Source organism: Vibrio sp. St2 (assembly GCF_947311885.1).
Lineage (GTDB): Bacteria > Pseudomonadota > Gammaproteobacteria > Enterobacterales > Vibrionaceae > Vibrio > Vibrio coralliilyticus.
On the sequence record NZ_CAMZNA010000001.1, the window covers coordinates 1,033,850 to 1,050,201 of the forward strand.

At 44.6% G+C, this 16,352-nt stretch carries 9 protein-coding genes; 3 read left to right on the plus strand and 6 right to left on the minus strand.

The features are described 5' to 3' along the window. The first annotated feature begins 335 nt into the window (after positions 1-335). The 3 genes from QMA41_RS04920 to QMA41_RS04930 all read left to right on the plus strand — a co-directional run bounded on the left by QMA41_RS04920 (position 336) and on the right by QMA41_RS04930 (position 5,876). On the plus strand, positions 336-2,645 hold the full coding sequence (locus QMA41_RS04920; RefSeq protein WP_281629013.1) for a lipase: 2,310 nt from the start codon (positions 336-338) through the stop codon (positions 2,643-2,645). Continuing rightward, the gene (locus QMA41_RS04925) at positions 2,642-3,841 is read left to right on the plus strand and encodes an outer membrane protein transport protein (RefSeq protein ID WP_281629014.1); all 1,200 of its coding nucleotides are present in this window, start codon (positions 2,642-2,644) and stop codon (positions 3,839-3,841) included. The genes QMA41_RS04920 and QMA41_RS04925 overlap by 4 nt, the downstream gene beginning before the upstream one ends. 259 nt (positions 3,842-4,100) lie before the next feature. After that, complete coding sequence (locus QMA41_RS04930; RefSeq protein WP_281629015.1) at positions 4,101-5,876, plus strand: tetratricopeptide repeat-containing diguanylate cyclase; 1,776 nt, start codon at positions 4,101-4,103, stop codon at positions 5,874-5,876. A gap of 13 nt (positions 5,877-5,889) precedes the next feature. Here the strand turns inward: QMA41_RS04930 and QMA41_RS04935 are convergent, their stop codons facing one another. The 6 genes from QMA41_RS04935 to QMA41_RS04960 form a co-directional block, all read right to left on the minus strand. Further along, on the minus strand, positions 5,890-6,825 hold the full coding sequence (locus QMA41_RS04935) for an ABC transporter substrate-binding protein (protein ID WP_281629016.1): 936 nt from the start codon (positions 6,823-6,825) through the stop codon (positions 5,890-5,892). 83 nt (positions 6,826-6,908) lie between these two features. Further along, entirely contained in the window at positions 6,909-8,579 is a 1,671-nt protein-coding gene (locus QMA41_RS04940) for a pyridoxal-dependent decarboxylase (RefSeq protein ID WP_281629017.1), read from the minus strand. A 27-nt stretch (positions 8,580-8,606) separates the two neighbouring features. Continuing rightward, positions 8,607-10,502: a methyl-accepting chemotaxis protein gene (locus tag QMA41_RS04945; protein WP_281629018.1), complete on the minus strand. Its 1,896-nt coding sequence runs from the start codon at positions 10,500-10,502 to the stop codon at positions 8,607-8,609. A gap of 329 nt (positions 10,503-10,831) precedes the next feature. Then, positions 10,832-12,352 (minus strand): M28 family metallopeptidase, encoded by a 1,521-nt coding sequence (locus QMA41_RS04950; protein ID WP_281629019.1) that lies wholly within the window; start codon positions 12,350-12,352, stop codon positions 10,832-10,834. A gap of 163 nt (positions 12,353-12,515) precedes the next feature. After that, positions 12,516-13,958, minus strand: a complete 1,443-nt coding sequence (locus tag QMA41_RS04955) for a serine protease (protein ID WP_281629020.1) — start codon at positions 13,956-13,958, stop codon at positions 12,516-12,518. A gap of 178 nt (positions 13,959-14,136) precedes the next feature. Continuing rightward, positions 14,137-16,020, minus strand: coding sequence for a methyl-accepting chemotaxis protein (locus tag QMA41_RS04960; RefSeq protein ID WP_019276682.1), 1,884 nt, complete (start codon positions 16,018-16,020; stop codon positions 14,137-14,139). Positions 16,021-16,352 lie beyond the last annotated feature (332 nt).

Here is a 16,352-nt window from a genome sequence, read left to right on the forward strand (position 1 = left end):
ATAAGCTGCTACTTTTTAGCATCTTATTCTAAATATTGTGCAAAACTTTTAACAAAAGTTATGTAAGCAACCTAACATTTAACTACTTTCCTCTTACCAAAATAGCATTCTGTGAAGTTAATCACTCTGTTGCACAAGTAATGTGCTCTATGCCCCATTTTGGTCCAAACACCTCAAAATCACCCAAAATTTAACATCTTGATAACAATGATTAAGTTTATAAAAAATAAGGATTTTTAGTTTTTTCTTAGTTTTTTTTAAGCTTAATCATTTGTGAGAGAGCCGCATGCGCATTGATATACCGCTACCCCCACAACTGTATAGGCACCTCTATTATGAGAAAGCTCAATATACTAGCTGTATCACTATCTGCCGCATTTATACTCGCTGGCTGCGATGGTGAAGAAAGCACAACAGAAAACATTGCGGTAGAAGTTCCTTTTGCATTAAACGATATCCCGATGCCAAATGATGGCTATGGATACGATGAAGATGGCTCCATTTCCCTACCCGATGAACCGTCATCTCCTCAAAGCTACTCCACTAATGAAGAGTACGAGGCCTACTACCAGAGTTTCGAAACCAGTTATGCTGCGATTGACGGTTGGGGACTTTGTGTTGAACCAATAGAGATTCCACTGGATAGTGTCAATTCAGGACAGGTACCGGCTATTGACCAATCTTCGCTAGATGGCAACGTTCTACTTATGGACGGTACTGGGCAACTTGTTGAGACAAAACTCTCGAGCGATGGGCGTAAGATTGTTATTGAATGTGGCAGCGCTTTAAAGCCTGGTACTCAATACCATCTCGCAGTATCTACAGGAGTTAGAACTACAGATGGTATCTCAATCCAGCCTTCTGCTTCATTTACCAACTTATTGCAATCTACTCCAAGTAATACAGATGAACAGGTCCTTCAAGGTACAACCCAAGAAGCGATCGATGCGTTTGAGGTACATGGACACAACACGAGTTTTGCGTATGCCGCAACGTTTACAACTCAGAATAGTTATTCAGTTATTGATAACGTCATTCAACAAACAATTAAGGCTCAGCCCAGTTTTGACCTCCGAATATTAAATCATAGGATCGAGGGTTCGCGTGATAAGAAGTACGTTGTTGTATCAACCTATTTGAAAACCAACAACTACCTTCCTTTTACCCAGGACATTGCAGATAGCGAGAGTTGTGAACTAAATAGTTACGATCCGGTATCGAGTTGTCCGTCTATGTATCGATGGATGTCAGGAGAACAAGGAGAGCAGCTTACAGACCAATTCTTTGATGATCCAAGTGCTCAGATTCAGACATACAACGACAATTCTACCGCGATTCCTGTATTACTATATCTACCACTAATCGATGGTGTAACGGACACTGCTTTAGGAGCAGAGGGTTATATTACTGACCCCCAAAACCCTGTAATACTCTTTATACATGGAATTACCGGAGACAAGGGATCTGCATCTCTGGTAGCGAAAGATTACGTTACTAACAATAAAGATGACAAGATTAACAAAAATTTCATCTTCGCAGCCATTGACATGCCTTACCACGGCGAACGAATTGTATGTGATAGTTCAAACTACAGTGACCCAACCACACTTCAGTTTTGTCCAGATGGTGGGAAACCCGTTAGCGCACGTGCAGATAAATCTTATTACATCAATATAACCTCCCCTCTAACATTGCGTTCTAACATCCACCAGTCGGTCAGTGACTTTATCGGTTTGCGTTGGGCATTTAACTTTGGTCATGCAGATGCTGATAGAGAAGTACATCTGATTGGAGTTTCCCTTGGCGGTATTGTGTCCGTAATGACAACTGAAGCCACATATGAAGTTGGGCGCCAATTCCCTGCTGAAGTTATCGAAGGTTTGGAGTTTGCCACATCAAATTACGTTGTGCCTGGTCAAGGACTAGTCAACCTAACTCTATCTTCACTGACGTTAGGCTCGGAAATGGAAGAATCAGTTAAGAAGTCCGCAGATGTACAAAGAGCCATCGCAGAGACTCTGATACCTAATATTTGTTATGAGGGTGTTAGTAATGAAGAATGTATAACATCACTAAATGCTAACAGTGAAGAGCTAAAAGACAGCATTAGCATGCTCGAAGATGAAATCTACGCGGCACTCATACCCATCTTAAAACAAGGGGTTCAGCAAACTATTGACGGTTCAGATCCAGCAACAAAAGTTTCACGTCAAGTAGAAGCGCAGCAACCTACTCTCCTCATTGAAGCAGCGGGTGATTGCGGGGAAAGTTGCGAAATCGGCGAATATATGCCGGATACCGTTGTCCCAAATTCAGCTGACAACAACATTATGACAGGCACCGAACCCTTGATTAAAGCGCTAGAACTGGAAGACATCTTAGACTCCACAGGACAAGCAAACATCCGAGGCGTAATTCGTGCAACTGTTGGTGGACATGGGACATTTTTATTCCCATATGAAGGCCCAATGGACGAGACTGGTTTGCCATCCATGGACCCAGAGCATATACCAGCGGGCAATGCGTCTCGCATGACGCAACAAGAAGCTGTCAGAAATATGATTGAGACCAATTCTCATATCATTGTTATTGAAGAAGATGACCGCGATAACATAGAAGACATTACCGATGGGGTTAAAGAATGAAAAAAATAGTATTTGGCCTCACGGCTCTATCTGCAGCAGTACAAGTACACGCCGCAGGCTTCCAACTTAACGCCCAATCCGCAACTGGTTTAGGCCGCGCATACGCGGGTGATGCAATCATTGCTGATAATGCCTCAGTTGTAGCGAAAAATGCTGCTGCTATGAGTTTAATCGACAAACCAATGCTCTCTGTTGGCGCAGTGAATATTGCCAGCCAGGTAGACTTCAGCAATATTCGTTACACGCCGCCTAGTTCTACGACACAGGAAATTGGCGATACTGGGTTGGATAACAACACCTTTATTCCTAATGCTCACGTGGTTTACCCATTAGAGGGTACAGACTGGACGCTAGGCGCGACGGTTCACTCAAACTTTGGTACCGACGTTGAGTTTGAAGATAGCTTTGAAGCTCCGATCTTTGGTGGAAAAACTTACCTTAGCAGCATAAATGCTGGCTTTTCAGCAGCCTACCAGTTGAATGAAGCATGGTCACTTGGTGGTGGCATCGATATTATTTACGGTGAAGGCGAGATATCCAGAACACCTAATAGCGCTAACCCTCTTCGGATTGATGCAGACGGCATAGGACTTGGTTTCAATCTAGGTGTCGCCTATGTGGTCGATGAAAACAATCGATTTGGTTTGTCATACCGATACAGCCCTGAGCTAACAGCCGAAGGCGATGTCTACGCTTGGGAACAAGGTAAGACTGATAGTGTTGATATTCCCCTTCCGGATATCATTGAGTTCTCCGGCTACCACAAACTCAATGCTAAGTGGGCCGCGCATTACAGCCTACAATACGTTGCTTGGTCTGAGTTTGATAAGCTGACTTCGGAAAACTACAGTGCATCGATTAAAGACTATGAGTGGAAGAATGCAGGTCATGTTTCTGTTGGTGTAACACACTATCTAAACAAAGATATTGAGTTACGAGCAGGTTATATGTATGACCTTTCACCTGTCGACCAAATCAGTTCACTGTCTATTCCTGACACAGACCGACACTGGTTTACATTCGGTGGTTCATACGCAGCAACGGATCAGCTAACGCTAGATCTGTCTGTCGGTTACTTAACAGGTGAACAGGCTGCAATCAATGAATCTCAAACTGTTGTTGATGAGTACAATATCGAAGCAACGGTCAACACGAGTGCTTGGTTAGTCGGTGCTCAGTTGAACTACGCGTTCTAATCTGAGAATCAAAAGTAAGTGTTTAAAGCCAGCGCAATAAGCTGGCTTTTTCTTTCCTGCGGTTAGGCAGGCTATTTATATAATGATAAACTTAAGCATGAGCTATCGTTATCTTTTGACTCGGTGAATAATGCCCTCATTCTTTGTGCTAATTGTCGCAATTTTTATTTCCTCTCTCCCCCTGCCCGCTATGTCCGCGTGCAATATCCAGACAGATAGCGATTATCTCTACTCACATACGAACGCCAAGCAAAAGGCAATGCTGACCTTTTACTACGACTCACTTTGTAAACCAGGACAAGTCGACCTTTCACATATTGAATTGCCGCCAAACGCGTCTGCGTCTGAACAGGCACTTTATTACTTTGGCCTCAAAAATCTTCGTAAGTACGAAGGGCTACGAACGCCTCGCATACCCGATTTACTTTCACTCGGCGACGACAGTCGTATTGAATGGGTCAGTGCAGAAGCAACACTCAACAAAGCTATTCACTTAATCGAGTCTGATTTACTTTTGGAAGGGGAGTTCTTACTCCATGAAGTCGTCCCAATTGCGAGAGACATTGGTTATAAGCGGCTATTGGGTCGAACCTATCGTTGGTTAGGTAACGTAAAGATTCAGCGCTCCAATCTTAAGTCCAGTCTCAGTTATTACAAAACCGCATATGAGGTGATGACAGAGATTGGAGACAACTTTCAGACCACAATGACGCTCAATAATATTGCCACTGTCTACATGCAGTCTGAAGAATGGAAACGTGCCAATAAATACATCAAGCGTGCATTGGATCTTTACCAAAAACACGGTTATGACAATAGCTTGTTTGAAGCCATTATGTACTCAAATGCCAGTGCCATTTATTTTGCGTTGGGCAAAGAGGAGCGCTCGGAACAATACATGTTGAAAGCACTCAAGGAGGCCGACAAAACTGGGTCAAACAAGATTAAGTTTTCAACATTATCAAATATGTCACAGCGTTACAGTGACGTTGGAAACTCACAAGAAGCTTTAAAACTCGCCAGACAATGTATTGAAGAAAGCCAGGCTCTCGATACCAAGTCAAACATCACCTTAGCCACATGCTATGAAGCCTATGCCGAGGCCAGTTTTGTCGCTCGTGACTATCAAAAAAGCATCGACTACGCCAAACGAGTCATCGAAGTACTGCATACCTCAGAAAGCAACGAAGTGGTTTGGGAAATTCAAACTCTGGAGACATTGGTCAAAGCTTATGAGGCGCAAGGAGATTATCAACAAGCTTTGGCTTACATGAAACAACAATCACAGGTACGTCAAAACTTCTATCGGCAGACATACGACGACGAGATTCTAAGTGAGAAAAATGCTCTGGAAAGGCAATTAAATAAACGGGAAATAGAGTTGCTTGAGGCTCAAAATGAATTGCAGCAAACCAAGCTTCGGTCTCAACGTACCCGTGAGATTCTATTTATTACCCTGTTTTTTGCATTAGCATACCTAGTCATTCGACGCCTGTGGAAGATGAAGCGAATTACTAAAGAGCTAGAGAGTCAAAACACCACGGATCTACTCACTGGTTTAGCTAATCGTCGCTATATCGAAAACTGGTTGTCACAGTCTGATAATGTGCGACAACATAAGTCTTATGCTCTGAGTGTGATCGACATTGATCACTTCAAACAATTCAACGACACTCACGGCCATGATGTGGGTGATACTGTACTCAAAGCAACAGCGAATCAGCTAAAGAACAATACTCGCAGCCATGACATTATCGCTCGCTGGGGCGGTGAAGAGTTTGTCATGATCATTCCTATCGATAACGTACATACAGTTGAAGAAACCTTAGAAAGGCTTAGAAAGAGCGTTGAAAATCACAAGATTCATATCGATGAAGATAGCCTTGCTGTAACCATTTCAGTAGGTACTCAGTTGTGCCATTACCAAGATATTGAAACGGATTGGGATCGCGTTTTTAGAAAAGCAGATAAAGCCCTATACCAAGCGAAACAGAGTGGGCGAAACAAGTGTATTACGTTCCATTATCAAGATTGACGTAAAGAAATGTTTATTGGCAATTAACCGACATCAATAGCTGTTCAACATACTTTGAGTTGCGTTCTATCCAAGTCTTCGCAGCCCCTTTAACATCAAAATGTTCGACATCGACTAATGTAGCCGCCAACGCGATATCTCTATTATTAAGTTGGAAGCGTTGAACTACGTCATAAGCACATTGAGAACGGCTTTTAAGCTGATTGGAAATCGCTATCTTCAGCCAACCACCCGATGGATTACCACAATCCCACAAATATTTAGGATTTGATCCCCAAGAAGGATCTTTTTCACACTCATGTGTATAGGTAGGGAACTCAATAAAGCTTCCCGAATACACAGACTCAACCCAGTTGGGCGTCCAATTAAAGATAAGTAGAGGTTTTTTGTCTCTAACATATTGATGGATTTTCTGATTAATCGCTTGCCCGGTTGGTAGAACAACGACTTTAAAGTTGAGGCCAAATGCACGTATCCTCGCGTTATCTGGCTTCTCCCAAGGTCCGGTATAAAAGGTCCCTAATTGGTCACCATTTTCGGCAAAAACCGATGAGCACGACTCCAAAGCCTTCCAATCAGGTAGCCCAGGGCACAAAGATTCAACATAGTCTGGATACCACCATTCCTCTCGGGTCTTTGCTTGATGGGTTGTTCCCTCTTCAATCAAAGATTTGTCCAGCAATTCTTGGTATTGTGGCCCCATTGACCCTTCCCAAACCTCTACCTGAATATCCGCTTTCCCTGTACTCAAGTACATCCATTGTGGCGTTGAAGGAATGGTGATGACTTCAGTATCGACGTGCTTTGACTGTAATATCTCTGCCAACACGTGTGTGAGGACACGCTGACTTGACCAGTCAAGCTCAAGCAGCCGGACGGTTTCAGCACCAACACTAGATGAACAACAGTAGGTTAAGCCGCAGAAAATCGATACAGCGTTTATCTTCATAGCAACAGACGAACAAATCTTCATATATAAAGATTAGTTCATCCGTTACCACGTAGTGATTAAAACAGCTGTTCTATGGGTCCTTATACGAATAAGCGGCAATACTCATCAATTTGCTTTCGAGATGTATATGGATTGAGAAACACTGCCTTCTCACCCGGCAAGGCTATACAGTGTCCTTGAAAGTCGTAATCTGTATGAGCGATAGATTCGACCCAGTTTGTATTCAGCCCTTGCCCTTGCCGCTTAAGAAAATGATTGCGATGAAACAAAGTATTTTGAATCAACTCATCAACTGCGGCATCACTGTTCTTAATTGCGAGCTCACGTTCAAAGGCGTGGAGGACAGAGGGCGTATGCTTAGGGTATAACCTCAGCGCAACTGCCGGGCCATGGTTACCTGCACATACCACCTTACAACCGGGTAACTGAGCTAGCTTCATTCGCAAATAGTTCGCATTCTGTAGGCCATGAGCCAATACGACTTGATAGCCTTCCTTGCCGAGAAATTGCATCGCGGAATAAGCAGAAAAAACACCTGCGGCCCCTCGCGAGCACTCGATTGTCGATTGCAGGTGAGTCTTTTGTTTGAGTTGAGATTCAAAGTAAGAGAAGTAGCTCGGTTCCTGCCGGAGAGCTTCAAAATCCTGCTTATCTCGTACCATCAATAAGCTCGAGGTATAAGGTGCGTAGCCCCACTTTTGAAAGTCGACGGCAAAAGAATCTGCTTCTCTCAGGCCAGCCATCATTTTCTTTAAGTAACGCAAACTGGTCAGCGTGGCACTATTGATCGACAAAGGATTAGCTTGGATATCGTAGTCAAGGAAAAACAACAAACTCCAGCCTACTGCCGCATCCACATGGATATGAGGACAGCGAACGATTTCATGCTTTCGGCACAAACGTTCTGACAGTTGGCGAACTTGCTGAATATCATCAATCGCAAAGGTATCAGTGGTGCCGCAAGTGAGCATAATCGTCGGAACCACAGTTCCCTGTTTAAAGCATGTCTCTAGTTGACGTTCCAAATCATCGAGACAAATTTGGTTATCTCGATTGATACGAACCCGAATGACCTGCCTATCAAGATCAATACCCAGTAAAGACAGGTTGGTCATATTTGAATAATGACCAGACTCTGAATTGAGCATACAAAATCGGCGACCTGCCACCCCTTCAGACTTGGACTTTGGGAACGTTTTGCGTAAACCAAACAAATAGCCATAAAGATTGCAAAACGTGCCGCCTTGCGTAAACAGGCCTCCAGCAGTTTGAGGATCATAACCAGCTAAATGAGCAATCTGGCGGACTACCATTTTCTCCAGCTCCACGGCCATGCCCGCATATTCGCTATAAACCAAATTGGGATTTTTCATCGTTGCGAGCATCGCTCCATGGATCGCCGGATCACAGGGTGTTGAAATGACATTCTCAACCGATCTTGGATCCTGCCAGTCTTTACAATGATGGGCCGCAAATAACGCTAGTGGATCAAACGCATCATTAGGAGCATTCATTCGGTCAGGAATATCTTCACGTTCGCGAAGTGCTTTTTCCAGCTGACGATAATCTTCTGTAGAAAATGGAGAGTTTCTACTTGCAAGCATGCTCACTTCTGGGGAAGCAAACAGAGGCCATAACCGTTTATCACGACTAAAAAAACGGCGGATCACCTCATTATATTTCTCTACATAACAAGGTGATAACGCATTCGCTTTTAAGCCATCTTTCTCGAGTGTTGCTGCATGATTCATACATCACCTCCTGGTGGCTTAAAAGTGTCATCGTAATTTAAAGTTGGCGACTAACCTTTCTAGTTCATGGTTGGATTCACTCAGCGATTCTGTTGCTGAAACAGTCTGCTGGCCGCTGCTTACTAGCGATTCAACGATCTCTCTAATCGAGAGCATGTTGCGACTTAGCTCTTCCGCAACCGTACTCTGCTCTTCGGTTGCTGCCGAGATCTGCGTACTGACATCATCAATCTCTTTGACTGAAACCGTCATCATGCCAAGGCTTTCAGACACCTCTGACGTTTTCTCAGCAGTGGACTGACATTGATCTTTGGTCGCTTCCATGGCGCGAACCACACTCTCGGTGCCATCAAGCAGCTGACTGAGCATGTCGGAGATTTCGGTTGTGCTGTTTTGCGTTCTGGCAGCCAGTGCCCTAACCTCATCCGCTACTACGGCAAAGCCTCGGCCTTGTTCACCAGCACGTGCTGCTTCTATCGCCGCATTAAGAGCCAGCAAGTTAGTTTGCTCCGAGATTTCACCAATTACGGTCAACACTTCGCTAATGCGATTCGCATCCTGCTTCATGCTGACAATACGGTTTGCCATGTCATCCACTTCCGTCACCAACGCGCTTACCGTCGATACTGCGTTGTTCACGATATCCAGTGACGATTGTGCCTCTCCACTGGCTGCTTCGGTAATTCGATTGGATTGATGAACATTCTCGGCTACCGTTCGCGCACTTTCACTCATCTCAGTAATTGCTGTGACGACTTGTTCCGTTTCACTGGAGTGCGTAAGCAGCTTAGATTCGTTTTCCTTAGCGGTCTGACCTAGCTGAACCAGACTGGAAGAGATACTTTGACTGGCATTTGAAATTTGTAGCATCATTTGCTGAAGGCTTTCTACAAACTGATTGAAACCCTGGCTGATCTGCCCGAGATCATCGTTACTGTTCACTTCAAGGCGCTGGGTTAAATCACCATTCCCCTGAGACAGATCCAACACAGCAGACTTTAGGCCAAGCAAAGGCTTGTAGGCATAGTGAAGAATGACAAAGATAGCGCCAAAACTGACAAGGAACAGCAAAAAGCCCGTAATGATTGATTCTTGCTCGGCTTTGTCAACGTGCGCTAACGCTGTGGCTTGGTCGACGAATACCATCAGAGTCCAGTACATGTTGTCTGTCAGATTTACTCTCTGGAAATAACCATCAAACTGAATACCAAGGTAAGGAAAAGTCAGATGACCATTTTGCTGACTGCTGAACATCCGCTCCATCTCAATAAAGTTCGGGCTCACTTGAGAAGGTGTCCGACCGATATCATTAGGATCATCACTGGCAAAAAATACCGCGTTCTGATCCGTTAGCGTTGCCGCACCACCTGCAAAACGCATATTGCTAACCGTGCTGATGATTTCGCCTAACTGGATATCACCAAGCAATACACCAACAACCTGACCGCCTTGTTTAACGGGCATGGTCGCACTGACCACTTTTTCTCCAGTAACTTTGTCTTGATAAATATCCGTCAATGCCACTGAGGAAGCTACTTTTGCCGCTTTGTACCAATCACGAGTTCTGAAGTCGAATTGATTGCTACTCTCGACAGACATATAGTTCCGCCCATCTTCATAGGTCATGATGACATTGGAAATCCCTGTGCTTTTGGCAAGTAGATTGACCAGTTTCTGATTATCAGCATCAGACAAGCTAGGGTCGAATTGCTCTGCACCAGTCGCAATTGCATTAATACGGAACTGCATCAACTGTTCGAGTTCGGTCACATGGAAACTCAGTTTGTTTTGAGTTTCATTTACCAAGGACGTGACCATTTTTTCTTTCATAGATAGGATGTTAAGCGTGCCAAGAACAATCAAAGAGATCGTCACCAACAAACCAACACCGAGATAGATACGCGTTTTAAAACCTATATTCATTACGCCTCCTCACTACATGAACGAGCGATAAAAAGAACGTAAGGATGAATTCCGGTCTGCATTTTAATTTGTATATTGGTTGCCGAATCATCAGCAAATCGTGAGCTTGTGCCCATCATCAAACCGTCTATACACCCAGCCAACACAATTACCTTAGCTTGATATCACAAATATATGCAACCATTATTATATAAATTTATTATCTTTAAAAAGGAAGAAGCGACGAGAAAATCGGGGAAGTCTATATTCTTTTACGCTTTAATTCAGCAGCTTAAGCAATATGAACACTAGGTAAGATGGCCCCATAAAGGGCCATCAATTATCTACTTTTAGCGTGTAGAGGCTTCAAGCGTGACGCCATTAAACGAAGAGTATCCGTTTAGCAAAACATGGTAAGTACCGGGTGTGGCATTACTGAATGTACAAGTCTCGCTATTTCCATAACGGTATGGTCGGCAGTCCCAATTCTGTTTACTGGCTTCCGAACCAAACTTAACGTAAAGATCCACATCACCAGAGCCACCGGAGGTCTTAATATCAAGTGTTTTAGAAGAAGTCAGGTCGAAACTGTACGCGACCTCGCTGCCAGTTGCTCCCGATAAGCCAGTCACTGGAACACCATCCAGAAGGATGTTATCAGTAGGAGGAGGCGTTGTTCCACCAGATGCATTGCCCATCTCGACTGCGTAAGCAAGACCAAGCTTAGTAAATTTGGTTGCATGAGCACCGGTGGGATCCGAATTCTCTAATGTGTCCTGTGAAGTGTGAATCTTAGGGTTGTAGTCATTAAACTTTGACTCAAAAGGCATCGCAGCAGAATACCCAGCGTTGTGCCAAGAAGCGTGGTCTGAACACGCATAGCCACAACGATCATAGCCATAACTCAACGCTGGCAGATATTCGTCAAGCAAGTTAGCTAAGAACTGAGTCAAGCTGCTGTCAGTGTAATCGGTAATGAAGACGATATCTTGAGCAGAGCCTTGATAGTTGGTCATATCCAACTGAAGGGCAGACACGACATTTTTACCCTGAGATTTGTAGGAGTTGGCGATATCCTGAGAGCCACGCAACCCGACTTCTTCTGCTGCGTAAGCCATAAAGGCCATCGAGCGTTTAGGCTTGAAATTGTTCTCAGCCAGAACACGAATTATCTCCGTCACACTTGCGATGCCCGACGCATCATCGTCAGCACCAGGGGCAATTGTGTGTTCATCCGTTCTTGAGCCAATAGTGGAATCTAGATGACCACCAATCACAACCCATTCATCAGGGCTTTCTGAACCCTGAATCGTCAAGATCACAGATTTCTGGTTGTAACCTGAGTGAGAGAACTGCTCAACACTGGCATTAGACAACCCTGAAATCAAGGAGCGCCACTCGCTGGCAATCCAATCAGACGCTTGCGCACCAGAGGTGGTAGTGTAAAAACGGTTGTTGAAGCTCGTCAGTGAAGTGATTGTGCCAGTGATCTGCGCCGAGTCCACTTGCGGCAGCCATGCATTAACGGTTGTTTGTTGAGAAATATCAGGGATTGCAAAAGTATTGAGGGCCAGTGGCATCGCGCTTGCCGCCATTGCACTCTGAGCCGAAGGGTGAACCATGTAGCCCCCACAACGATGATGCTCTTCATGCATGTTGTGAGACAATTCTGCTAGTTCCGTTTCATCAACCTGCCCAACCCAAACACTCCCACTGCTAGCCAGTGAATTCGGCAGCACAGCTTGCGCCCCTGATTTCGCCACTGTTTTGGATGCATCAGCACCGATTGATATCCATACTTTGTCTTCTGCGTGTGCATTCATGAAAGCCGTGGAAAGCGCCATAGCCAAAAGCGTTTTAGTGTAGTTCATTATCTCCTCCATGGAGTTTTATAAAATCACCAAAACTTAGGATATTTATTTACATTTTGAGAATTATTCGATTTACATCAGGTCGTAACAATATGTTGTCACTTTTATATCAATACAGAGAATGGTTAATAAGGGCACCGAAGTGCCCCAGGCTTGACTCAGACTATTTTGCCGTTACGGACAAGGTTACGCCTGAAAAATTGCTGTACGCATTGAGCATAATGTAAAGATCTTCACTCGCATTCACTGCATCACATGACTCCGTATTACCAGAGCGATATGGTCTGCAGTCGTAGGCACTCCTAGTTGGTTGAAGTCCAGAACGAACATAAAGATCAGCATCCCCCGACCCAGATGCAATAGACACTGTGACGTCAGAAGCACGTTTATCTGAGCGAAGGACATACATTTTCTGCTCACCTTTCGCTAAAGCAAGACCAGTCAACGGCGTATCTAGGCTCAGCTCAGTGATATCACTTCCTGGTTGTTCAACCATGCCATCAGGCAGAGTGTTGTTAAAATGGCTCGCCACTTTTGGCCAGATTTTACTGATTTTCACCCCTTGGTTTTCACAGCCACCAAAGTGATGCAACGCAATCGCTTTGTTACTGCTGGTTTTGAGCACTGGTGAACCAGAAGAGCCACCAATAGTGTCACAGAAGTAACCTGTATCGGTGTTCACTCCACGGCCATTGGCCGAAGCAACATCAATTTGACACAGTCCGGAACCATTCTGGTCGCTTTCAATCGCGAGCTCTTTCGGGTTACCTGAACCGTGTTGCGGAATATAAATACCGTCACCATAAGTAGGCTCGGAAGCATCCAGACCCAGGTAACCAAACGAGGCGATCTTGGCGAAATCATCAACGGTAAACAGCGTGTAGTCCAGCTCATAGTCTGTGCTGAGCATTTGATCACCCATCACTTTGACGGTCGTCGACATCGAACCATTGCAGGTCGAACGCTGATAGTTAAACCAGACTTCGGTATTTTTCAGTTCCGTTTCACTCTCAACACAGTGGTTGTTGGTAAACATACGGTTATCCGGGCCTACGCGCCATGCGGTACATAAACTACGACCGTTAATCAATAACCTCGCGACTGGCGTTGTCCAAGCGACTTTCTCTGGGTGTGAATCTTCCCAACACGCCACATCTTTCCGCTCATTAACCCCACAAGTGGAAAGTGTCGACATCTCTTGCTCTGCCGTATCTTTACCTGCCATGTAGTAATCGAGCTCAAACTGTCCTTGCTGACCTTTAGAATTCGCTATCAGTTCAATAACAAGTGCATCGCCTGAGATAGATTGTGCAAACCAATCTAGCTGGCTGTCAGTGTACTCAACCATCTCATCCGTAGTAGCGGATTTAACACGTAAAACCGCCCCTTTTGGTAGTGAAAGCTGTTTGAAGTGCAACTTAATGAACGCAGCCCCTTCATGCTCCACTATCTGGCTCAAGTGCTGACCTGAAACACCGGTCAATTCTGCATCTGACATAGTGAATTTCACTTCATCAGCAATGACAGGCAACACTGTATCTGCCATCGCGACTGGAGTGATAAAACATGCAATAGCCAACCCAACGTTGCATAAATTTGTCTTCATTGTTTTTTCCTTTTTTGTTTATTTGTGTTGTCCCAAAAACAAACATATGCGGAAAAAACAAATAAGCAATCAATTGCATATTTGTTTTTGAGTAAAGAAAATTGAACAGGTCGTTTTATTGGGGTGAATAAAAAGGCACTCAAAGAGTGCCTTAATCAAGATATAATTTAGTGAAATATCAGAGCTTAAATGTCGAAACCTTGGCCATTAATTCGCCAGAAAGTCCCTTCACTGTACCCGCTTCCTGCGAGCTTTCCTGAGCACTATGAACTAACTGATCAGCGACATCTTTGATTGAAGTAATATTCTGCGTAATCTCATTCGTTACATGGGTTTGCTCTTCAGCTGCTGTCGCAATTTGTGTCGCCATGTCACTAATGGTTTGAACGGCAGTATTAATCTCTTCCAATGCCACACTCGCCTTGTCCGCATCTTCCACAGAATGCGTCGCCAGAGCGGAACTGTTTTCCATCAACTTCACTGCATTACCGGTAGTAACTTGCAGCGTATCGATCGTCGCTTTTATTTCTTCAGTTGAATCATGAGTACGCTGAGACAGCACTCGAACTTCATCAGCAACAACCGCGAAGCCTCGCCCTTGCTCACCTGCTCGCGCAGCCTCAATCGCTGCATTCAGTGCCAGCAAGTTAGTTTGCTCAGCAATACCCTGAATTGTCGCCAGAACGGTTGAAATATCCTGAGAATGGCGGTTTAACTCTCCAACAACATTGCTTGCTTCTTGCAGCTCATTGGCGAGACGGTTAATGGAGTTTTTGTTCTCCAGAACAACAGCACGTCCATTCTCAGTATTTTTCGCTGAGCCTTGTGCAGAGTGAGCGGTTTGTTCTGCATGAGAAGCAATCTCGGCAGTTGCGGAAGCCATCTCCGTAACAGCCGTCGCCACCATAGTGATTTCCTGCTGCTGGTGGTTGATCTCATCCACATTTCGATTAGCACGTTGATTACTGACTTCTGATTGCTGAGACAACTGCTGGGACTGCTCGCGAATATGGGCGATGAGCTGACGCATACTGCCAACAAATGTGTTGAAGTTATTGGCAAGCTGACCCACTTCATCATTGCTGTCCACTTCAAGTCTCTGAGTAAGATCACCACTACCGTGCGCTATTTGTTCCAGTGCGTTTGATACATTCGTTAGCGGACGGAACAAAATGCCACACAACATGTTAAACAAGAAAGTACAGACAATGACCACCAAGATAGTCACTGCAATTTGTCCCCAGACTGCACTGTACAAAGGAGCCACTAACGACTCGCGATTAAGCACAGTAACTGTAATAAGTGGCGTTCCTTGAATCGACGCTGCGTAGACGACGCTTAACTCGCCATTAACGTCGGTATAGACATCACTGCCCGAGCTCATCGCCTGCTGGATAACACCGAAGTCTAAGCCAAGCTGTTGCACAGGTTGGTTTAGCAGTTTGGTATCTTTATGAGTAAATACATTACCTTGCTGATTGGCAATAAACATGTAGCCTTCACCTGGAAGAATTACTTTGTCCAACCCTGAGATAATATCGGTAATTTCTACATCTGCACCCAACACAACGTTTTCGCCACCTAGGCTGACCACGCTACCTAAAGAGACCACATTTGCACCTGTCGCCGCCGCTACCGTTGGGTTGTCCATAAAGACTTTTGACGGGTTCTTCATCGCATTGATGTACCACCCCCACTTACGCGGGTCATCATTACCAGGCGGTAAGACGACACCATTAGCGTTCTCCTGAGAGCCGTCGGGGTAAGCAAGAAATACATTGTCCAAACCTGCTGAATTCTTCACCTGTTTGAGGTTACTGACAATCGAACTCATATTGGCATCAGGCACGATTGACGTCAGCGCCCTTTCTTTGGATTCGATCCAGTCTGATACGTATTGATTGTAAGATGCCGATGAGCTCTCAAGCCGCTGAGTCACTTCAATATCCAGACGTTGTAAAGACGCTCGAAAAGAGAGCAGCTCCACCAGCAAACCACCAACGATGATGGCAACACTGGCTGACAACGCCAGTTTGTTCTTTAAAGACAAGTTTTTAAACATAGGACAACCTTGTTTGATCATTTTTATCGTCATGCAGTACTAAGCTGTAGTTGCTCGCCTACACAATTGCAAAGATAACTCACCCGCTTTGTGCGCCCCACTTCAAGAGCAATTCTTTGTATGGTTATCACGGATTTATTTCACACTTTAAAATAAAACAATCATATGAACTATTTTTATTGCTAAATCTCAACTTAATGCTTAGGTATGAATCTGAGTAAATATTGGTAATCAAATTTATTTGAAGTGACTCGAAGGGAAAATCAGCGGCCAACAGCGCATTACTTTTCCATGCGGACAATGTGGCAAATTGACATCAAAACGACGACTTA

What these genes read in the sequence shown, in the direction of transcription:
- QMA41_RS04920 (WP_281629013.1), top strand. Translation starts at nt 336, where the DNA reads ATGAGAAAGCTCAATATACTAGCTGTATCACTATCTGCCGCATTTATA.
- QMA41_RS04925 (WP_281629014.1), top strand. Translation starts at nt 2,642, where the DNA reads ATGAAAAAAATAGTATTTGGCCTCACGGCTCTATCTGCAGCAGTACAA.
- QMA41_RS04930 (WP_281629015.1), top strand. Translation starts at nt 4,101, where the DNA reads ATGCTGACCTTTTACTACGACTCACTTTGTAAACCAGGACAAGTCGAC.
- QMA41_RS04935 (WP_281629016.1), bottom strand. Translation starts at nt 6,825, where the DNA reads ATGAAGATAAACGCTGTATCGATTTTCTGCGGCTTAACCTACTGTTGT.
- QMA41_RS04940 (WP_281629017.1), bottom strand. Translation starts at nt 8,579, where the DNA reads ATGAATCATGCAGCAACACTCGAGAAAGATGGCTTAAAAGCGAATGCG.
- QMA41_RS04945 (WP_281629018.1), bottom strand. Translation starts at nt 10,502, where the DNA reads ATGAATATAGGTTTTAAAACGCGTATCTATCTCGGTGTTGGTTTGTTG.
- QMA41_RS04950 (WP_281629019.1), bottom strand. Translation starts at nt 12,352, where the DNA reads ATGAACTACACTAAAACGCTTTTGGCTATGGCGCTTTCCACGGCTTTC.
- QMA41_RS04955 (WP_281629020.1), bottom strand. Translation starts at nt 13,958, where the DNA reads ATGAAGACAAATTTATGCAACGTTGGGTTGGCTATTGCATGTTTTATC.
- QMA41_RS04960 (WP_019276682.1), bottom strand. Translation starts at nt 16,020, where the DNA reads ATGTTTAAAAACTTGTCTTTAAAGAACAAACTGGCGTTGTCAGCCAGT.